The sequence below is a fragment of the Tessaracoccus zhenghani genome (assembly GCF_055326325.1).
Genome location: NZ_JBUZNQ010000001.1, coordinates 714986 through 735330 on the forward strand (window position 1 = coordinate 714986; position 20345 = coordinate 735330).

A 20345-nucleotide genomic window follows, 5' to 3' on the forward strand; every position below is an offset into this window, starting at 1 on the left:
AAGCCTAGGCCCAAGCCGGGGCGCCGCGATAGGGCCGCCGGTTCGGGCGACGGCAGGCGTACGGCAAGATGGTCGCCATGACTCTCCGTGGAATTGTGGTGTGCCTGCCTGATGCGTCGCTTGACGACTACGTCGGCGTCATCGAGGTGCTCGTCCAGGAGGGGTTCTCGCGGTTCGCCCTCCCGGCCGGCGCGGCGGCCTTCGCGGACGTGACGACGATCTTCGGTGCACGGGCCGACTTCGGCGCGCTGAGGGTGTCGTCGAGCGCTGAGGTGCACCGCTCAGCCGAAGCGGGAGCCGCCTTCGTGTTCTCGGACGTGGCCGACAGCGATGTCGCCGACGCGGCGGACGAGCGCGGGCTCGAATGCTGGTGCTCCGCCATGACCCCGCGCGAGGTGCGGGCGGCACTGCAGCTGTCCAACGGTGCGCTGCTGTACCCCGCAGACGTGGTGGGCCATGCCATGGCAGCTCGGCTCAAGGAACTCGGCGTCGTGGACCGGGTCGTCCCCCTGGGCGGCATCGGGGCGTACGCGGCGGGCGAATGGTTCAAGGCCGGCGCCCCCGCCGTCGGGGTGGACCAGACGCTGCTCGGCGACGCGTTCGACGGCGGCTCGTTGTCGCAGCTGCGGGATCGCTGCAACTCCTTCATCGCGCTGGAGCGCCGCCTCGTGACAGACCCCGGGAACTGACGTTTCGGCATTGACTGGAGGCGATGTCCCTCAGCTTGGATTCCACTCAAACACGACCTATCCTGAGAAAATCTTAAGACATTCTCAGGAAAGACGAAGGTATGGGAACACCCAAACGGGCCGCAGCGAACGATGCCGCAGTGCAGGACGACGCAGCCGAACTCCAGACAGTGACAGACGCCCGCAGGGCGGTTGGCCTCACCCGCGGACGGGGCAGGGCGGTGCGGTTCGCCATGGCGCCGCTCGCCATGCTGACGGTCGGCGGGCTGGCCGCGGGTGTGTTCTGGTTGGGACAGCCGGCTGACAGCACGGAGACGGTGCAGTCTGCGCGCCCGGTGGCCAACCTCGGGGTGTCCCGGAGCCAGGCCAGGCCGGAGTTGTCGCCGTCGGCCTCGCCGTCGCCCTCCCGGGAGCCGCTCGACACTGCCGCCGCCGCTGCCGCGAATCCCGCGTTGCCGACGCCCACTCCCGTGGTGACGCCCAGCACCCCTGCCCCGGCCCCGGCGCCGGCCAAAGCGGTCTCCGACGAGGCGGCCTCGGGCGAAGTGGCCGGTGTCGCCGAATCGGCGCCCGCCGCGGTCGAGTCGGCAGAGCCGGTGGCGGAGGTCGTCGAGGAGCCCGCCGTCGACTACACCGCGCTGGGCGAGGCGTCCAGCACGCTGTTCGTCACCGCGGCCGTGAACGTACGCACCGGCCCCGGCACGGAGTTCGATGTGCGGTCCTCGCTGGCTGAAGCCGCCGAGGTCGCGACGACGGCCTGGGAGGTGGACGGCTGGCGGCAGGTGTCGCTCGACGGGGAGGCCGGCTGGATCAAGGGCACGTTCCTCACCGACAGCAAGCCCGGCGTCGAGGCCGTGCAGGAGGCCGCCTCGGGTTCGGGTTCCAGCTCGGCGGCCGCGGCACCCGCCGCGGTGTGCGAGCAGGCCTCCGGCCTGGAGCGCAACCTCACCGACCGCACCGCCAACGTGCTGCGGGTGGTGTGTGCCGAGTTCCCGAGGGTCACCTCCTACGGCGGCTACCGCCCCGGCGACACCGACAGCTACCACGGCAGCGGTCAGGCGATCGACGTCATGGTCAGCGGTGAGTACGGCTGGGACATCGCCCGCTGGGCCCGCGCCAACGCCGGCGAGTTGGGCATCATCGAGGTCATCTACGCACAGCAGATCTGGACGACGCAGCGCGCCGGAGACGGCTGGCGGCCGATGTCGGACCGTGGTTCCGTGTCCGCGAACCACTACGACCACGTGCACATCTCGGTGCGCTGACGGCTGACCGCCAGGGGTCAGGAGCCGTCGGGGGCGACCTCTGGCGGTGCCGCGCTGCCGCCGGGGCTCTCCACGGGGACGACGGTGACCGCTCCCCCGTCGAGCCCAACCTCGGTGCGGCTGAGGGCCATGAATTGCAGCGCGGCGTAGTCGCCTGCCTCCCAGATCACGCCGAGGCGCCCGTCGGGCAGTTCGGCCGCAACGGAATAGGCCGCGGCTCCGGCGTCGAGCAGCACGGAGTCGCCCCAGGTGGCGCCGCCGTCGGAGCTGACGCGTAGCGCGAGTCGCCGTCGCTCGCGGGGGTCGTCGAGGAGGGTGCAGACGAGGTCGTCTCCCCAACGGGCCAGCCCGCCGTTGCAGGCCGGGTCGACCAGTTGTTCGTGCGGCACCGGTGCCGAGAACGTGAGGCCACCGTCGTGGGAGATCGCCCACCGTCGGCGGGGCCGGGTGCGGGCGTGCAACAGGACGCTGCCGTCGGGCAATTCGACCACCTTGTTCTCGTCGCAGTCCGGGCCGATACGCTCGCCGAGCTGCCAGGTGTCGCCGCTGTCGTCCGAGTAGGCCATCGCGACGTAGTGCTGTTCGTCCAGGGTGCGCAGCACGAACGGCTGCACGAGCCGCCCGGTGCTGAGGGTGGCCCCGTGGCCGGAGGAGGCGAACATGCCGGTGACGTCGTCGGGCTTGAGTTCGGCGGTGAGGTCGCGGTGCGTCCAGGTGTCGCCGTCGTCGATGGACGTGGCGAGCCAGAGCCTGAGGCCCTCGCCGTCGGGCCCGGCGTCGGCGGTGAAGAACGACCGCCCCGTCGACCCGACGTACCAGCAGTAGATGGTGCCGGAGGGGTCCACGACGAAGCTGGCATCACCGAAGCCGCCCTTGGCGGTCCGGGCCCGGAGGACGCGGACGTCCGACCAGGTGTCGCCGTTGTCGTCGGAGACGCGGTGGACGAGGTCGAAGGGGCCGGGGAGGTCGCGCCAGTCCGCACGAACGTCCCAGGCGGCGATGATCCGCCCGGTGGGCGTCACCGCGAGGGCGGGGATTCGGTAGCAGGGCGCGTCGAAGGCCGAGCCTTCGAGCGGTTCGCCTGTCTTCGCGAGTGTGAACATGGATCTAGCCTTTCTGGCCGCCTCCCCAGGCTCAAGGAGTGTCCGAGGACGGGGGGTTGCAAGTGTGATCGCGGCACCGGACCGCACCCAGGTCGATGTTGCCCGGCAGGGACGATCAGAAGCGGCGTACCCCGTCCTCGGACGCTCCGGCTACCCGGCTACGAACGGTATCGGCGGCGGCACAACGACCGCGAAACCTACAGCGAAGGTCGGGGATTGAAGGGTGCGAGTTTCGAGTCCACCCCAACACACGCAGAGCCAACGTCGCCCGAACAGCGGAGGGACAACACTCGCACCCTTCTTTCCCCGCCCTTCGCGGATACCCGCGCGTCTTCACGTCCCAAGCTCAGACTGAGCAATGGGCCGGCAAGGTCAGCCAGCGTTGTCGACGGCCTCGGCGAACCAGCCGGTGATGGTGGCGGGATGCGTGATCGCGGTACCCACGACGACACTCCAGGCGCCACGCCTGATCGCCTCCCCCGCCGCCTCCGGCGAGTGGACCCGGCCTTCGACGAGCACGGGGCGATCGACTGCGGCGAGGATCTGGTCCACGGCCTCCCAGTCGACACCCTTGGTCTTCGGGCGTTCGCCGCTGTAGCCCACCAGGGTGGTGCCGATCAGATCGGCGCCCGCCTCCTGAGCGGCGACGGCGTCGCCCTCGGACCCGCAGTCGGCCATGACCAGCACGTCGGGGAACTGGGCCTTGAACTCTGCGATGGTCTCGGCCAGCGTGCGGCCGTCGGGGCGCTCACGACGGGTGCCGTCGATCGCGATGATCTCGCAGCCAGTCTCGGCGACCTCGACGCAGTCCTTCAGCGTCGGGGTGATGTACACGCCGCTGGCGCCCACCTTAACCAGGCCGATGAGCGGCACGTCGACGCGCTGCCGGATGGCGCGCAGGTCGTCGAGCCCCTTGGCGCGGATGGCCGCGGCGCCGCCGCGCACGGCGGATTCGGCGACCTGGGCCATGGTGTTGGGGTCCAGCATCGGCTCGCCCGGGTAGGCCTGGCACGAGACGATGAGTTTGCCCTTGAGTTGGGCGATGACGTCCATTTACTTCTCCTCGCTGGCGAAGACCTGGGCGGCGGCGCCGACCAGGGCGGCCGACGATCCGAGTTCGGCCTTCAGTACGGGTAGTTCTGCGAGGACGGAAACGACCTCGCCGCGGATGGTGTCGCGCAACGGCTGCCACCAGACGGGGCCCGCATCGGCGACTCCCCCGCCGATCACGACGGCGGCCGGGTCCACCACCGTGACGACACCGGCGATGGCTTTGCCCAGCGCGACGGCGGCTTCCCGCACGACGGTGAGCGCATCGTCGTCGTAGCTCGCGGCGCGGGCCATGATCTCGCGGCCCGACGCGTGGTCACCGCCCAGCGACGCGTAGCGCCGCTCGATGGACGGCCCGGCGGCGATGGCCTCGAGGTGACCGAGGCGGCCGCAGGGGCACCGCAGCGCTTCGGCCCCGGGGGTGGGGATGTGCCCCATCTCCCCCGCGACGTGGTGGGCCCCGGTGCGCAGCCGACCGTCGAGGACGAGAGCGCCCCCGACCCCGGTGCCCACGGCCACCATGAACAGCGACTCGAGGCCGCGGGCGGCGCCGAAGCGGTATTCGCCCATCGCGTGGGCGTCGACGTCGTTGATGACCTGGATGCGGCGGCCCGGCGCCCAGCCGAGGCGGGCGCGGAGGCCGGCCTTCACGTCTGTGCCCACCCAGTGACGGAACGTGTCCGTCGACGAGATGATCCGTCCGGCGCGCGAGTCCACGACGCCGGCGGTGCCGACCCCGAGACCCACGACGTCGTCCGGGGCGATCTGGCGGACGAGGGCGGCGACCGTGTCCAGCACCGCTTCACCGCCTTGCGCGGCAGGGGTCGGCGCGGTCACCACATCGCCCAGGACCCCGTCCGAGGACACCAGGGCGACGGCGGTCTTCGTGCCGCCGAGATCGACCCCCACCGCGTAGCTCATGCGAGCAGGTCCACCTCTCGCAGGATCTCTTCGATCGCCGGGACACACGAGGCGTCGAGCGGGCGCAGCGGCGCCGGGACGGCGGCGGAGCTGATCACGCCGAGGCTGGCCATCGCCTGCTTGAAAGCACCGATCCCGCCGGCGTCGCCGGACATGCCCTTCGGCACGAACACGATGTCGAAGAGACGCGTCAGGCGGTCCTGCTCCTTGCGCGCCTCGGCCCAGTCGCCCTTCTCGGCGGCGTTCCAGAGGCGCACGTAGCCGGCGGGGTCGACGTTGCCGAGCCCCGGCACCGCGCCGTCGGCGCCGAGCAGCGCCATGCCGTCGACCATGACCTCGTGGCCGGTCAGCAACTCCAGCGGCGAACCGGCCGCCTTGTTGGCCTGCACGAGGCGACGGAAGCCGACGTCGTCGCCGGAAGAGTCCTTGACTCCGCGGAGCACGCCCTCCTGGCCGAGGCGCACGAGCATGTCGACGGCGAGGTAGCTGTGCACCCGCACCGGCACGTTGTAGGCGTAGACCGGCACGTCGACATTGGCGGCGACGATGCGGAAGTGATCCTCGATCTCGGCCATGTCGTTGAGCGCGTAGAGCGGCGAGGTGACCACGATGGCGTCCGCGCCGAGGGCGGCGACGCGCTGCCCGCATTCGGCCATGCGGCGTGCGCTGAGGTCGGGGGTGCCGACGAGCACCGGCACGCGGCCGGCGGCGCGCTGAACGGTGCGCTCGACGACCGCGTCACGCTCAGAGTCGGTCAGGTAGGCGACCTGTCCGGACGACCCCAGCACGAACAGGCCGGTGCAGCCTGCGTCGATCAGGTGGTCGACGACACGGTCGAGGCTGTCGAGGTCGATGGTGCCGTCGGGGGACATGGGGGTGACGACCGGAGGGACGATGCCACGCAGTTTCTGCATGATGATGCGGTTCTCTTTCAGGTAGGGGGTTCAGAGGAGCGAGGGCACGGCACCCAGGAGGGTCCTGGTGTATGCGTGCTGGGGGTTGCTGAAGATGGCGTCTGCCGGGCCGGTTTCGACGATCTGGCCGGCCAGCATCACCGCCATGCGGTCGGAGATGAAGCGCACGGTGTTGATGTCGTGGCTGATGAACACCAGGCCGAGGCCCAGTTGTTCCTTCAGGTCCATGAGCAGGTTCAGCACCTGCGCGCGGACCGACACGTCGAGCGCCGAAGTGGGCTCGTCCGCGATGATCACGTCCGGCTCCAGCGCGAGGGCCCGCGCGATGGCGACGCGCTGGCGCTGACCGCCCGAGATCTGCCGGGGCAACACGTCCAGGGCGGATTGCGGCAGGCCCACAAGGTCGAGCAGGCGCTTGACACGGTCCTCGCGTTCCTTCACGGTCCCGACCCCGTGCACCTTGAACGGGTCCATGAGCGCGTCACGCACCAGCATGCGCGGGTTGAGGGCTGTGGCGGGGTCCTGGAAGACGACCGAAACGACGCGGCCGAGTTCCTTGCGGCCGTTGCTGTTGAGCTTCATCGTCTCGCCGCGGAAGCGCACCGCCCCGGAGGTGATGGGCTGCAGGCCCACCATCACGCGGGCCAGCGTGGACTTGCCGCAGCCGGATTCGCCGACGAGGCCGAGAGTCTCACCCTTGCTGACCGCGAGGTCGACGCCGTTGACGGCGTGGACCCGGTCCGGCCGGAAGAGCTTGCCCGTTCGGGCCTTGTGGACGACGTGGACGTCGTCGAGTTCGATGACAGGCGTGGCGTTCATCGCCGGCCCTCCTTCTCCAGCACTGCGACGAGTTCGTCAGTGCGCGCGTACATGTGGTCCTGGCCCGGGACCTCCCGCAGGGTCGGCTTCTCGTCGAGGCCGATCGTGGGGTGGGACGACCGCGGGGCGAACCGGTCTCCGTCGACGAACTCGCGCGGCGACGGCACGACACCGGGCACCTGATGGAGCCGGCCGCTGGCCTGCTCGATCGACAGCACCGCGCCGAGGAGACCACGGGTGTACTCGTGGATGGGGTTGCTGAGCAGTTCGCGGGTGCCGCCCTGTTCGACGACCTGGCCCGCGTACATGACGGTGATGCGGTGCGCGACCTGGGCCACGAGGGCGAGGTCGTGCGAGACGAAGACCATGGCGAAGCCGAGCTTCTCGCGCAGTTCGTTGAGCAGGTCGACAACCTGCGCCTGGACCGTGACGTCGAGGGCCGTGGTGGGCTCGTCGGCGATCACGAGACGCGGGTTGCGGGTCAGCGCCATGGCGATGAGCACGCGTTGGCGCTGGCCGCCCGACAGTTCATGCGGGTAGGACTTCAACGTGCGGACCGGGTCGAGGCCCACCAGTTCGAGGAGCTCCTCGGCCGAGCGCTGGCCGCCGCGCTTGGTGAGCTGTGCCAGCTGGCTGCGGATCAGCATCGACGGGTTCAGCGAACTGAGCGCGTCCTGGTAGACCATGCTCATCTCGTGGCCGCGCAGCGCGTTGCGGTCCTTGGGTGACAGGGTGAGCAGTTCCCGCCCGTCGAACCTGATCGACCCTTCGATCTTGGCGGTCTCGGGGAGCAGCCCCATGATCGCCATCGAGGTGATCGACTTGCCGCAGCCCGATTCGCCGACCAGGCCCATGGTCTCCCCTGGACGGACGGTGAACGAGACGTTGTCGACGATCTTGACGGGGCCGTGGGCGCCGGGGAACGAGATCGACAGGTTGTCCACCTCGAGCAGCGGTGCGGCGCCGGGGTTGTCGAGGATGAGGCGGTCGTCGCGGGCGAGCTCAGCCGCGCGGAGGGCATCGAGCCTGCCCGTGAGTGACTCGCGCTGCGTGAGGTTGGCATGTGCGATGCCGTCCGCGACAGAGGTGCCGGCCATGGCGTCCTCTTCGGCCTGTACGTTGACCCGGGTCTTGATCTTCGGCGACGCCAGCGCGTCGGTCAGGCCCTCGGAGAGGATGTTGAGGCTCAGCGTCGTGACCAGGATGAACAGGCCCGGGAAGAACGTGACCCACCAGTGGCCGGACAGCAGGAGCGCCTTGCCCTCGGACAGGATGTTGCCCCAGGTGGGAGCGTTGACCGAGGTGATGCCGGTGCCGATGAACGACAACGAGGCCTCGAAGACGATCGCATCGGCGACCAGCACCGTCGCGAAGACCATGATGGGCGCGAGGCAGTTGCGGGCGACGTGCTTGATCAGGATCCACCAGGTGCGCGCACCCGCCACCTTCGTGGCGGCCACGTAGTCCTCGCCGAACTGCGCCAAGACGTTGGCGCGCACGACGCGGGTCAACTGCGGCACGTAGAGGAACGCGATCGAGACGATCACCACGGGGAGGATGGGCGCCCGGGACGACAGGGCCGTGACGAGCACGGCAGCCAGCGCGATGCCCGGGAAGCTCATGATGATGTCGAGGATGCGCATCAACACCTCCGAGACGACCCTGCCGGCCGTCGCGGCGATGGAGCCGAGCACCGCCGCCACCGCGAGCGCCAGGCCTGTGGCTGCGAGGCCTACCAGCAGGGAGACACGGGTGCCGTGGATCACGCGGGAGAGGATGTCGCGACCGGCGTCGTCGGTACCGAACCAGAACATCGAGTTCGGGCCCACCGAGCTGTCCGGGATGAGCTGCTTGCCGACACCTTCGATGTTCACCTCCTTCATCGTGACCATGTCCTGGGGGACGAGGCCGGCCGCGTACGGCGCGTAGGGGGCGATCAGCGGCGCGAAGAGCGCCAGCAGGCCCATGATGGCCAGGACGGCGATAGAAATCTTGGAGCCGATCGGCAGCTTCTTGAGCCCTTGGAACCGGAGGCCCGGCTGGGCGAGCTTCTTCTTGGCTTCAGCAGACAGTGTCAGCATCAGATGCTCCTGATCCGCGGGTTGACGATCACGTAGAGCACGTCCACGATCACGTTGATGACGATGAAGGCGATCGCGACGGTGATCGTCACGCCCTGCACGATGTTGATGTCGTTGCGGGTGATGCCCTGGAAGATGAGTTGGCCCATGCCTTGGATGTTGAAGATCATCTCGATGACCACCGCGCCACCCATGGCGTAGCCGATACGGAGACCCAGCACGGTGAGCGGGGTGATCAGCGCGTTGCGCAGCACGTTGCGGCTGATGACGGTGGCCTTCGGCACGCCGGCACCGATCGCCGTACGCACGTAGTCACGGTCGAGCTCCTCGACCATGGAGGTACGCACGACGCGCGTCAGCGAGCCCATGGTGGGCACTGCGATCGCGATCGCGGGGAGGAAGATCATGTTGGCGTAGCCGGCCGGGTCCTGCGTGAACGGGATCCAGTTGACCACTGCGGGGAACCAGCCGAGGCCCCCGGGGATGTTGCTGAACGCCTGGATCATCAGCAACGCCAGCCAGAACGACGGTGTCGCCAGGCTCGCGATCGAGATCACGCGGATGAGCTGGTCCGGCCAGCGGTCTCGGTAGAGCGCGGCCACGACGCCCATGATGACCGCCAGCGTCACGCCCATGGCGAGCCCGATGAAGGTCAGCTGCAGGGTCCTCGGGAAGTTCTCCGCCACCATCTGGGAGATCGGCACTCCGGTGAAGGACGTGCCGAGGTCTCCTTGGACGAGCCCCGCGATATAGCGCAGGAACCGCACGAACATGGGGTCGTTGAGCCCATTGGCCTCGCGGTAGTTGTTCAGCGCCTGCGGCGTCGCGCTCTCTCCGAGCGCGAGTCGGGCGGGGTCCGCTGAGGAGAGGGACATCACGATGAAGACCAGTAGCGTGACGCCCAGCACCATGATCGGCAGCGCGATGATGCGCCGACCCAGCAGCCGGATCAGATTGGACACGTGTTGTCGCTCCTTGCGGGCGGTTCAAGCGCCCAGAGGGTTGCGGTGTGCATGGCTCCGCTCGGGGCCCCGCATGCAGGGCCCCGGGCGGAACCAGGGGGGACCGCGATTGTGCGGTGAGGGGCCGGGCCCCTGTGGGGCCCGGCGCAGGGGGTGTTACTTGGTGCTACCGACGCCGACGAACGACAGGCCGGTCACTGCGATGGGCTGGAAGTCCTGCAGCGTCTCCGGGTCCCACGCCGTGGGGGTCTTGCGGTGGAACAGCGGGTACAGCGGCACATCCTCGGAGATGATGTCGAAGATCTCGTGCCATGCGGCCACCTGGTCGTCGCCCGTGGAGCGGCTGGCAGTCTCGAGGAGTTCCTGGACGCGGGTGTAGGCGTCCGACCCCTTCCAGTGCATGCGGGTGTCGGTCCACACGTCACCGGCGTACCACCAACGCAGGAGAAGGTCGGCGTCGAGGCCGAAGACGGACGGGTCACCGGGGGCCATGACGATGTCGAACGAATTCGGGTCGGCGTCGATGGTGCCGTAGACGTCCGCGGACTTCTTCTCCTCGTAGGTGACGGTCAGGCCGGCAGCCTCCAGGGACTCCTTCACGATGGGGCGCACTGCCGAGAAGAAGCCGTGGTCGGAGGAGAGGAGCCGGACGCTGGTGAGACCCGTCTCGGCGAAGAGCTCCTTCGCCTTCTCCATGTTGCCGGCGTACTGGACCTTGGCTTCCTTGAAGGCGGGGTGTGCTTCGTGCACGAAGGCCTTGGCCGGGCTGGCCAGATCCGACATGCCGACCTTGGTGATGCGGTCGTAGTCCAGGGCGTAGAGCACGCCCTGACGGTTGCGGACGTCGTCCATCGGGGCGAGCCCCGAGTTGAACATCATGAACACCAGCCCGAAGCCCTGCTCTGCGGCGACGGACTTGGACTCGGCCAGCTGCGCCAGGTTGGCGGCGGGCACCGAGTCGACGGCCTGGACCGTGTCGGAGCTCAGCGCGTTGGTGCGGGTGGAGTCATCGGGGATGATCTGCCATTCCATGGTGGCGGCGCGGGCCGGGTTGGGGCCGGTGTAGGCGTCGTTGCGCTCGAACTTGACCACCTGGGAGGCAGCGCCGTTGTCGACCATCTTGTAGGCGCCGGTGCCGACGGGGTTGAGGTCGAAGGCCTTCTGGTCGGCCTCGACGAGGGCCTTCGGGACGATCTTGACGACCGCGAGGCGCTCGGGAACCAGGGAGAACGGGTACTTGGTGACGATGGTGACCGTCGTGTCGTCCTTGGCCGTGACCGACTCGATGAAGGGGATGAACGACGCGTACAGCGAAGCGTTGTCCGGGTTCAGGACGCGCTCGAAGGAGAACACGACGTCATCGGTGGTGACCGGCGTGCCGTCGTGGAACACCGCGCCGTCGCGGAGCGTGACTTCCCACGTGGTGTCGTCGACCTGGGACGGCATGTCGGCACCGAGGGCGGCGAACACCTCGCGCGTGGCGGGGTGGAGCTCCGTCAGGCCCTCCATGGTGTGCCAGTTGGCGGCGACGGTGAGCGCGGCGGTGGTGGTCATCGGGTCGTACCCGTTGGTGCCGAGCTCGTAAGAGATGGCGGCGGTGATCGCGCCGTCGGTCGCGGCCGAAGCGGAGGGGCTCGCGCTCGCGGACCCTGCCGGCTCGGACCCCGCGGGCGATGCGCTGCCACCCGGAGTGGGCTGCGTTGCCGAAGGGCTGCACGCTGCGAGCGACCCGGCGAATGCCGCGGCCGCGCCCAACGAACCAGCGAGCTTGATGATGGAACGGCGCGACGTCTGCGCGCTCAAGGGATTCGTCATTGAAAACTCTCCTAGTTATCGGACATCCGATGTCTGACCTGATGTCAGTATTGCATGATACCGGGCGATAGACTCGCCACGCTCACCTAAAGTGCTCATCCTGATTGAAAGAGTCTGAATTGTGACCAACAGCCACGAACCGCAGCGTCTCCGGCAGACGGCGCAGGCGGTGAAAGAGCATATTCTGCGCGAAAAGTTGAAGACCGGCGATCCCATGCCGACGGAGGTCCAGCTCGTCGAAGCGTTGGGCGTTTCCCGCTCGAACCTGCGCGAAGCGATCCGCAGCCTGGTGACGCTGGACATCCTCGAGGTACGGCACGGCACCGGCATGTTCGTCGGCCGGATGTCGATGCGTCCCCTGGTGGAGGCACTGGCCTTCAAAGGCGTGGTGCTGCCCGGCGAGGAGTTCGAGACGCTGCGCCAGATCGTCGAGATCCGCACCGCGCTGGATTACGCGCTGGCTCCCGGCATCGTCGAGCGCATGAGCGGCCACGACGCTCCCGAGCTGGCGCAACTGTGTGACGCCATGACGGAGAAGAAGGCGGCCGGCGAGAGCTTCGCTACTGAGGACCGGTTGTTCCACCTGAAGTTGGCCGAAGTGCTCAGCAACGAGTTGTACGCGCAGTTGGTGGGCGCCTTCTGGGACGTGCACACGCTCATCGCACCCCGGCTCGGCGTCCCGACGCCCCGCGACATGGCCGACACCGTCGACGCCCACCGCAGCATGCTCCAGGCCGCCCTGGCCGGAGACCTCGACGCCTACCGGGACGCCGTCGACCGGCACTACGCACCGCTGCTGCGCGTGCTCGACTCGTCGAAGAAGGCCGTCGCTTCAGGTTCCTGAACACCCGGCCCCGAACTCACCGCTGAGTTCCAGCCAACAGAAAGCGGCCCAGCCTCGAAGGCTGGGCCGCTTCCTGCTGTCAGGCCAGGCGCACCACTGCGGCACCCGGGCGGTCCGGGGCAAGGGTGAGCACGCCGTCGGTCAGGCTGCCCCACTGGGGCGTGAGCAGCTCGCCGGCGATCGCGACGGGGGTATCGGCGTCGATGAACGCCAAGGTTGACCCGTCCTCGGCAGTGCCGAGGCGCACCCAGACGTCGTCGCCGAGGCTGAGCGTGCGGTCGGTGGGCGCCACCTGCAGGAATCCTCCGGCGGGTCGCACCCACCTGCCGACGGAGGCGACGACCTCGGACTGCCACCCGGGCAGGCGACCGTCGGCCATCGGCCCGACGCCGAACAGGAGCCGACCGCCGCGGGTGACGACGTCGACGAGGTGGCGGATCGCTAGGGGACCGGCCAGCGCGTGCGACAGGTCCTCCTCCTGGTTGTAGGCGAACGACAGCCCCACGCCGCGGCAGTTCTCCCACATGCGGGCGTCCTCGTTGTCCAGCATGTGCTGGTACTCGCTGGTCACATAGTCCGCGTGCGGCACGTTCCAGCGGTCATTGACCACACCGTCGGGATTGGCGGCGTAGAACTCCTCGAAGACCGAGCCGATGCCGTGCGGCTCGAAGTTCTTGCCGGCATCCGGCCACTCGATGTCGTCCCACAACACGTCCGGCTGGTAACGCTGCACCAGATCACGGACGTGGTTGGCCGCGTAAGCGGCGTACTCCTCGTCCAGCGGGCGCAGCCCGTCCCAGGACCAGGTGTCCGCCTCGCCGATGGGCGCGAACGGCCGCTCGTGCCAGTCCAGGCCACCGGAGTAATAGGCGCCGAACCGGACGCCGTGCTCACGGCACGCGTCGGAGTACGCCCCGACGAGGTCCGTCTTCGGACCGCGGGCGACCGTGTTTCGGTCCGTGCCCGGGGCATCCCACAGGCAGACGCCGTCGTGGTGCTTGGTCGTCAGCACCAGGTAGTCGGCGCCGGCCGCCGCGAGCTCCCCCACCAGAGCGGAGGCGTCGAAGTTTTCAGCCTTCCACTCGTCGATGAAGTCGTCGTAGGGGCGGCCTCCGTAGACTTCCTGCTGGTGCTTCCAGGCCGCACTACCCTCGAGCCGGATGGTGTTGTAGTACCACTCCGAATACGGGTTGTGCGTGTACCACTCCGTGGCGGATTCGATGGTGCCCAGCTCGCCCGTCGGTTCCGCCCACGCCGGCACCGAGTACGGCCCCCAGTGGACGAAGAAGCCCAGCTTGGCGCGCCGGAACCACTCCGGCGTTGCCCTGTCATTCAGCGCCTCCCAGCGCTCTTGGTCATCGACCACCGAAACCTCCGATATTCATGCCTCGGGACAGCTGGCGCTGCATGAGGAAAACAATGATGAGAGAAAACGCCACGGCGACGGAGCAGGCCGCCATCAGCGGACCCCAGTCGGTGCCGCGCTCGCCCGAGAACATGGACAGACCCAACTGCAGCGGGGCCTTGGCCGGATCAGTGATGATGATCAGCGGCCACAGGAAGGCGTTCCAGTAGTCGATGAAGGCGAACGCCGCGACGATGGCGATGGGTCCGCGCAGCAGCGGCACGATCACGTGCCACAACAGTTGGATCTGGCTGGCGCCGTCGATCCGCGCGGCCTCTTCGTAATCCGGGGGCAGCGACAGCAGGAACTGGCGCAGCAGGAAGGTGCCGAACGCGCCGAACGCGAAGGGCAGGATGACCATCGAATAGGTGTTGACAGCACCGAACTCGTTGGCCCCGATGAACAGCGGGATGACGAGCACCTCGATGGGCAGCATCAGCGTGGCGATGAACACGGCGAACAACTGGTTGCGGCCCTTGAACTGCAGGCGGGCGAACGCGAACGCGCTGAGCACCGAGACGGTCACTGCGATCAGCGCGCCCATGCCGGCGATGAAGAACGTGTTGAGCAGGATTCGAGCGAACGGGATGGCCGTGAAGACGTCCCCATAGTTGCTCCACCGCACCTCGGAGCCCACCAGGTCGGCCCCGCCCAACAGCACTTCCTGGCTGGGTTTGATGGAGCTGATGAACATCCAGAGGAACGGCACGAAGAACACGAAGCCGAACATCGCGAGCAGCACCTTGCTGATGATCTTCGTGGGGCGCACGCGGCGCGCCCTGTTGCTCGCTTCGGCGACCCGGAGGGTTTCTTCCCTTGTCAAGGCGTCAGGCATCGTAGCTCACCCACTTCTTCTGCCCCAGGAACTGCAGGGCGGTAAACAGCATGATGATGACGAACAGCACCCACGCCATGGCCGACGCGAACCCGAGGCGGTCGTAGGAGAAACCGGCACGGTAGAGGTACAGGACGATGGTGTTGGTGGTGTCGCCGGGGCCGCCCTTGGTCAGCATGTAGGGCTGCGTGAACACCTTGAAGCCGCCGATGACGGTCATCACCGAGGCGAAGAACAGCGACGGGGACAGCATCGGGAACGTGACCCGCCAGAAGCGGCTCCACGCGGTGGTGCCGTCAATCCTGGCGGCCTCCATCACCGAGGGGTTGATGTTGTTGAGGCCTGCGGCCAGCACCACGATGTTGTAGCCGATGCCCTGCCACAGCGACATCATGATGAGCGACACCAGCGCCCAGTTGCCGTCACCCAGCCAGGAGGGGCCAGTGATACCGATGTTGCCCAGCAACGTGTTGACCAGTCCGTTGTCCTGCAGCATGAGCCGCCACACCAGGGCGTTGGCCACCATGGGGGTGACCACCGGGATGAAGAAGAGGATCCGGAAGAAGCCGCCCCATTCGGGCAGCGAATGCAGCCACACCGCGATGCCGGTGCAGATGATGAGGTTCGCGATGGTGTAGCCGATCGCGAAGACCGCGGTGTTGCGCAGCACCGTGAAGAACACCGGATCGGCCCCCGACAGAAGCTGCACGTAGTTCTCCACCCCCACGAACTCACGTTCGCCGTACAGGGGCCAGTTGTACAGGCTGATCACCAGGGAGGCGATCAACGGCACCACGATGAAGATGAAGAAGCCGGCCATCCCGGGGGTGAGATGGAGGAAGGCCAGCAAGCGCTGGTTGAAGCCAGGCTTGCCGGTCCGTTCCACCTTCACCCTCGGCCGAGCTTCAGTCGGAGCTGCCGAGGAAGCCATGATCAGCCAACACCCTGGGCGATCTGGGTGAGGATGTCCTCAGCGGTCTTGTTGCCCCGGTAGCCGTCGGACGAGTACTGCGCGAACTGGGTCACGACCTGGTTCCAGGTGGGGGTGGTCACCAGCGGCTGGCCGCTGGCGAGGAGCGCCTTGACGACCTCGACATCGGCCTCCGGCTTGCCCTCGGCCCAACCGTCGATGGCGGACTCGATGGACGGCACGGTGCCGCGGTTGGCCCCGACGTAGCCAACCACGTCCGGCGTGGTCATCTTGACGATGTTCTCAAAGGCGGCGGCCTTGTCCGGGCAGGAGTCAGCGACGCCGAAGCCGGATCCCTGGATCATGCCGCCGGGGGTGCCGTCGTCCGACGGGGGTGCGGCGATGCCGACCTCGAAGTCTGAACCCTCCTGGTAGGTGGAGTAGAACCAGGGGCCGTCGATGAACATGCCGACGTTGCCGGCCATGAACGCCTGGCGACCGATCTCATCGGTGTCGCCGGGGTTCGGCGCAGCCGCGACCTGCTCCTTGTTGACCAGGTCCATGGTCCACTGCACGTCCTCGATCAGCGCCGGGTCCGTGAGGTTCAGTTCGCCGTCCTTGGTGGGGCCGACACCGTTGGCGAAGCTGAGGGCGAGGGGCGGGTAACCGATGTCGGCGGACACGGCGAAGCCGTACTTGTCGTCCTTGGTGAGGGCCTTCGCGTCGGAGAGGAACTGCTCGCGCGAGTAGTCCGCCCCCGGCAGTTCAAGGCCGGCGGCCTCGAACATCTCCTTGTTGAAGAACAGCAGCATGGGCTCTGCGTCGTAGGGGATGGCCCGGATGGTGCCGTCCACCGTCAGGCCCTGCATCATGGCCTCGTTGTACTGGTTGAGGTCGAGGCCTGCATCCTTGGCGAGGTCGTCCAGCGGCGAGAGGAGGCTGCCGAGCTCCTGGGCGCGCGCGGCCTGCGTCGTGATGATGCACGGGGCGTCAGAGGCGGCCATGCGGGTCTTGACGAGGGTCCAGTATTCCTGGAACGAAGGTCCGTCCAGCGTGATGTCGAACTCGCTGTCACCGCCCTCCTGCACGCCGGCGATGAACGTCTCCCACTGTTCACGGTCGGACTCGTTCGAGACCCACGTGTACATCTGGTTGGCGCGGGGGTCCGCCTCACCATTGGCTCCATCGGTGCCGGTGCCGGAATCGCCGCCACAGGCCGCGAGGCCCAGAGCGAGAGTTGCACAGGCCGCAATTGCCGTGACTCGACGAATGTTCATTGGGTAAGCCCTTCTTCTTTGAATGGGTTTCGAGGGTTCAGCCCAGGCCAGCGGTGGTCTTGGCGATGCCCTCTGGAGCAATTGTACGAGCAATGTTAACTCAGGTCAATCAAAATTGCTAACGTTTCCATAGCGCGTTGCCGCGTGTGTTTTGCTGGCAGCACGGAACCTGAGCCATTCCGGCGCTGCAGAAGGAAGTTTATGTACACACATGCACACCGCGCCCAGCGTCAACGATTGTGCGTAACGCCTTCGACGGGCCGGACGTCGTGCCACCGGCCGTCGGCGGCCGACGCCATGGCGGCTTCGTCGACCTCGGCGGCCGCCAGCCCGTCATAGACCGACGGGGCCAGCTGCTGGCCGGCGATCACCGACCCGATGAAGTGGGACGCCTCGACGACCTTCAGGTCATCGAAGCCCATCGACGTACCCGGGGAGGGCTGGAAGTTGCCGAAGCGCGGGAAATCGAGCCCCGCCATGACGTGCGTGTAGCCGGCGAACTCCTGACCCCGTCCCACGGCCACCAGCAGGTCGTTGAGGTGTTCGAAGTTCCAGCGCACCGAACCGTCGGAACCGTAAACCTCGACGATGTACTCGGCGCGCGGGCCGGTGGCCACACGGCTGGCCTCGAGCGTGGCCAGGGCCCCGCCCTCCAGGCGAGCGATCATCGCGATCCAGTCCTCGTTCTCCACGGGGCCCTTCTTGTCGCTGACCTCCCAGCCGCTGTGCCCGACGCCCGCCTTGAGCGGGATGGGGCGCTCGGTGATGAACTGCCCGGTGGCCGCGGTCACCGATTCGATGCGTCCCACCAGGTACTGCACGAGGTCGACGCCGTGGCTCATCAGGTCGCCGATGACACCGCTGCCGCCGTATTCGCGGCTGTCGCGCCAGGTGAGCGGCCCGTCCGGCGACGAGGCGTAGTCGGCGATCAACCAGCAGCGCACGTTGGTGATCCGGCCGAGACGGCCGCCGCGGATCAGTTCGCGGGCGCGCTCGAACGCCGGGGCGTGGCGGTTTTTTCGTTGTCCAGGCGGTGGGAACTCACTCTTCACGCTTGAAGGACATGGTCGCTTCGAAGGTGCGCTCGGAGGGCCAGCGGCTGGTGACGGCCTTCAGGCGCGTGTAGAAGGACACGCCCTCGGGGCCGTGGATGTGGTGGTCGCCGAGCAGCGAATCCTTCCAGCCACCGAATGAGTAGTAGGCGACGGGGGTCGGGATCGGCACGTTGATGCCCACCATGCCGGCCTGCACGTCGAGTTCGAAGCGGCGGGCGACACCACCGTCGTTGGTGAAGATCGCGGCGCCGTTACCGAACGGGGAGCCGTTCACGATCTCAATGGCCTCGTGGTAGCTGTCCGCCACCACGATGGTGAGCACAGGGCCGAAGATCTCCTGGTGGTACGCCGGGGCATCCAGCGGGACGTTCTTCAGGACGGTGGGACCAACCCAGAAGCCATTCTCGTAGCCGTCGACGGTGAGGTCGCGGCCGTCGAGCACCACCTCGGCGCCACGCTCCTCGGCGTCGGTGATGAGGCCCTTGATGCGCTCCTGCGCCTTGCGGGTGATGACGGGGCCCATCTGGACGCCCTCGTCGAGCCCGAAGCCCACCTTGATCTTGGCGGCGTTGGCCTTGACCAGATCGGCGAGCTTGTCCTCCACACCGCCGACGGCGACGACGACCGGCAGCGCCATGCACCGCTCACCGGCGGCACCGAAGGCCGCGGCGGAGATGTGCTGGGCGGCGAACTCGAGGTCCGCGTCGGGCATGACGATGGCGTGGTTGTTCGCCCCGCCGAGCGCCTGGACGCGCTTGCCTGCCAGGGTGGCCTTCTCCTGGATGATGTGGGCCACCGGGGTGGAGCCCACGAAGGAGATGGCGTCGATGCCCTTGTGCTCGAGCAGCCCTGTGACGGTCTCTACGTCGCCGGCGACGACGTTGAAGACCCCGTCGGGGAGGCCGGCCTCCTTGTAGAGCCGGGCCACGACCAGCGACGCGGTGGGCGTCGGGGTGGCGGGCTTCAGGATGAAGGCGTTGCCGGTGGCGATGGCGATGGGGTGCATCCACATCGGGACCATGACCGGGAAGTTGAAGGGGCACACGCCCGCGACGACCCCGACGGGCTGGCGGATGCTGTGGATGTCCACGCCGGAGGAGATGTCGTAGGAGTGGTCGCCCTTGAGGGCGGTGTTGATGCCGCAGGCGAAGTCGAGGGTTTCGCGGCCGCGCTGGATCTCGCCGATCGCGTCGCCGTAGTCCTTGCCGTGCTCGGCCACGATGGCCTTGGCCAGCTCGTCCTGGTTCGCAAGCACGAGCTCGCGCATCGTGAACATGATGGCGGTGCGCTTGGCCAGCGAGGTCGCGGCCCAGCCCTTCTGCGCTTCGCGGGCAACCTCGACGGCATGGTCGATGTCGGCGAGCGACGCGGCGAGCAGCTCACCGGTCACCTCACCGGTAGCTGGGTTCTCCACGGGGATGCGGTGTGTGGGCGAGCCCTCGTACGGGGCTCCACCGATCCAGTGGGTGATGGTCTCAGTCATGGCTCAACCTTCCATTCTTTGGCCACGTCGCCTATTTGTTCTAACAATAGCACGGATCAGGCCAGAGCCGAAAGAGCGTCGAGCGAGGCCTTCGCGTTGGCCACGGGGCCACCGTCTGCCGGGGGCTCCTCGTCGAGCATGATGTCCTGCTCGAGCACGTAGTAGCCGTCGAAGCCGGCCTCGTCGAGGAGGGCGACGATGGCGGAGAAGTCGATGTCGCCTTGGCCGATGGGGGTGAACATGCCGCCCTTGATGCCCTCGCTCCAGCTGAGCTCGCCAGTGAGGAGTCGGTCCGTGAGGTCCTTGCGGATATCTTTTGCATGAACAATGTCGACGCGGTCGGCGTAACGGCGCACCAGATCGACGACGTCGGCGCCACCGGCGCTCAGGTGACCGGTGTCCAGGCACAGGCCCACCGTCGAGTTGTCCAGCACGCGCTCCACCTCGTCGAGGTTCTGCACCATCGTGCCCCAATGGGGGTGGATGCAGGCGGTCACGCCGCGGGCGGCGCACACCTCGGCGATGCGGGAGAGGTTGCCGAACAGCGTCTGCCAGCCGGTCTCGTCCAGGACAGGACGGTCGTCGTATCCCTCGCTGCCGGAATCCGCGGCCAGGATGAGGAACTCGCCCCCGGCCGCCTCGAACGCGTCGAGCTCCTGGTTGACCTGCGGGATGGGATCGAATTCGGGGTCGTGCATGACGGCGAGGAAGAAGGAGCCCACCGGCTTGAGGCCGAACTCGCGCACCGCGGCAGCGCGCTCCTCGGCGTCGATCGGCAGCCAGCCCTGGGGACCGAACTCCGTGGCGGTGAGGCCGATTTCCTTCATCTCGGTGAGCACCCGCTGGGGGCTCATCTGGTAGCCCCACCCGGGGACCTCGCATACGCCCCAGCTGATGGGGGCACCGGCGATCTTCAT

At 67.9% G+C, this 20345-nt stretch carries 17 protein-coding genes and 1 pseudogene; 3 read left to right on the forward strand and 15 right to left on the reverse strand.

Features of this window, described 5'->3' with window-relative positions:
• The first annotated feature begins 77 nt into the window (after positions 1–77).
• Both ACZK4S_RS03240 and ACZK4S_RS03245 read left to right on the forward strand, forming a co-directional pair.
• Positions 78–689 (forward strand): beta/alpha barrel domain-containing protein, encoded by a 612-nt coding sequence (locus ACZK4S_RS03240; protein ID WP_076061159.1) that lies wholly within the window; start codon positions 78–80, stop codon positions 687–689.
• 101 nt (positions 690–790) lie between these two features.
• Positions 791–1954 carry a VldE C-terminal domain-containing protein gene (locus tag ACZK4S_RS03245; RefSeq protein WP_463643339.1) on the forward strand — a complete coding sequence of 388 codons (1164 nt, stop codon included), beginning with the start codon at positions 791–793 and terminating at the stop codon, positions 1952–1954.
• Between the two features lie 17 nt (positions 1955–1971).
• Here the strand turns inward: ACZK4S_RS03245 and ACZK4S_RS03250 are convergent, their stop codons facing one another.
• From ACZK4S_RS03250 to ACZK4S_RS03285, 8 genes are all read right to left on the reverse strand, one after another.
• Entirely contained in the window at positions 1972–3057 is a 1086-nt protein-coding gene (locus ACZK4S_RS03250; protein WP_463643340.1) for a sialidase family protein, read from the reverse strand.
• A gap of 372 nt (positions 3058–3429) precedes the next feature.
• The gene (locus ACZK4S_RS03255; RefSeq protein WP_076061166.1) at positions 3430–4110 is read right to left on the reverse strand and encodes an N-acetylmannosamine-6-phosphate 2-epimerase; all 681 of its coding nucleotides are present in this window, start codon (positions 4108–4110) and stop codon (positions 3430–3432) included.
• A complete protein-coding gene (locus ACZK4S_RS03260) occupies positions 4111–5028 on the reverse strand; it encodes an ROK family protein (RefSeq protein WP_463643341.1) in 918 nt (305 codons plus the stop codon).
• A complete protein-coding gene (locus tag ACZK4S_RS03265) occupies positions 5025–5942 on the reverse strand; it encodes a dihydrodipicolinate synthase family protein (protein ID WP_463643342.1) in 918 nt (305 codons plus the stop codon). Before ACZK4S_RS03265 ends, ACZK4S_RS03260 begins: the two co-directional genes overlap by 4 nt.
• 30 nt (positions 5943–5972) lie before the next feature.
• Entirely contained in the window at positions 5973–6761 is a 789-nt protein-coding gene (locus ACZK4S_RS03270) for an ATP-binding cassette domain-containing protein (RefSeq protein ID WP_076061172.1), read from the reverse strand.
• A complete protein-coding gene (locus ACZK4S_RS03275; RefSeq protein ID WP_076061174.1) occupies positions 6758–8842 on the reverse strand; it encodes a dipeptide/oligopeptide/nickel ABC transporter permease/ATP-binding protein in 2085 nt (694 codons plus the stop codon). The genes ACZK4S_RS03270 and ACZK4S_RS03275 overlap by 4 nt, the downstream gene beginning before the upstream one ends.
• Positions 8842–9804, reverse strand: a complete 963-nt coding sequence (locus ACZK4S_RS03280) for an ABC transporter permease (RefSeq protein ID WP_076061176.1) — start codon at positions 9802–9804, stop codon at positions 8842–8844. Before ACZK4S_RS03280 ends, ACZK4S_RS03275 begins: the two co-directional genes overlap by 1 nt.
• 156 nt (positions 9805–9960) lie before the next feature.
• Positions 9961–11619, reverse strand: coding sequence for an ABC transporter substrate-binding protein (locus ACZK4S_RS03285; protein ID WP_076061178.1), 1659 nt, complete (start codon positions 11617–11619; stop codon positions 9961–9963).
• A gap of 121 nt (positions 11620–11740) precedes the next feature.
• On the opposite strand from ACZK4S_RS03285, the gene ACZK4S_RS03290 reads away from it, so the two are divergent.
• Positions 11741–12463 (forward strand): FadR/GntR family transcriptional regulator, encoded by a 723-nt coding sequence (locus ACZK4S_RS03290; protein WP_463643343.1) that lies wholly within the window; start codon positions 11741–11743, stop codon positions 12461–12463.
• 79 nt (positions 12464–12542) lie between these two features.
• Here the strand turns inward: ACZK4S_RS03290 and ACZK4S_RS03295 are convergent, their stop codons facing one another.
• The 7 genes and pseudogenes from ACZK4S_RS03295 to ACZK4S_RS03325 form a co-directional block, all read right to left on the reverse strand.
• On the reverse strand, positions 12543–13829 hold the full coding sequence (locus ACZK4S_RS03295) for an alpha-L-fucosidase (protein WP_463643344.1): 1287 nt from the start codon (positions 13827–13829) through the stop codon (positions 12543–12545).
• A complete protein-coding gene (locus ACZK4S_RS03300) occupies positions 13819–14691 on the reverse strand; it encodes a carbohydrate ABC transporter permease (protein ID WP_463643345.1) in 873 nt (290 codons plus the stop codon). The genes ACZK4S_RS03295 and ACZK4S_RS03300 overlap by 11 nt, the downstream gene beginning before the upstream one ends.
• Before the next feature lie 4 nt (positions 14692–14695).
• Complete coding sequence (locus tag ACZK4S_RS03305) at positions 14696–15589, reverse strand: carbohydrate ABC transporter permease (protein ID WP_233120756.1); 894 nt, start codon at positions 15587–15589, stop codon at positions 14696–14698.
• A gap of 47 nt (positions 15590–15636) precedes the next feature.
• Positions 15637–16890 carry an ABC transporter substrate-binding protein gene (locus ACZK4S_RS03310; protein WP_463643346.1) on the reverse strand — a complete coding sequence of 418 codons (1254 nt, stop codon included), beginning with the start codon at positions 16888–16890 and terminating at the stop codon, positions 15637–15639.
• 230 nt (positions 16891–17120) lie between these two features.
• Positions 17121–17903: pseudogene (locus ACZK4S_RS03315) on the reverse strand (Gfo/Idh/MocA family protein); the annotation flags it as partial.
• Positions 17904–17931: 28 nt separating this feature from the next.
• Entirely contained in the window at positions 17932–19428 is a 1497-nt protein-coding gene (locus tag ACZK4S_RS03320; protein ID WP_463643347.1) for a CoA-acylating methylmalonate-semialdehyde dehydrogenase, read from the reverse strand.
• Positions 19429–19484: 56 nt separating this feature from the next.
• Positions 19485–20345, reverse strand: coding sequence for a sugar phosphate isomerase/epimerase family protein (locus ACZK4S_RS03325; RefSeq protein WP_463643348.1), 861 nt, complete (start codon positions 20343–20345; stop codon positions 19485–19487).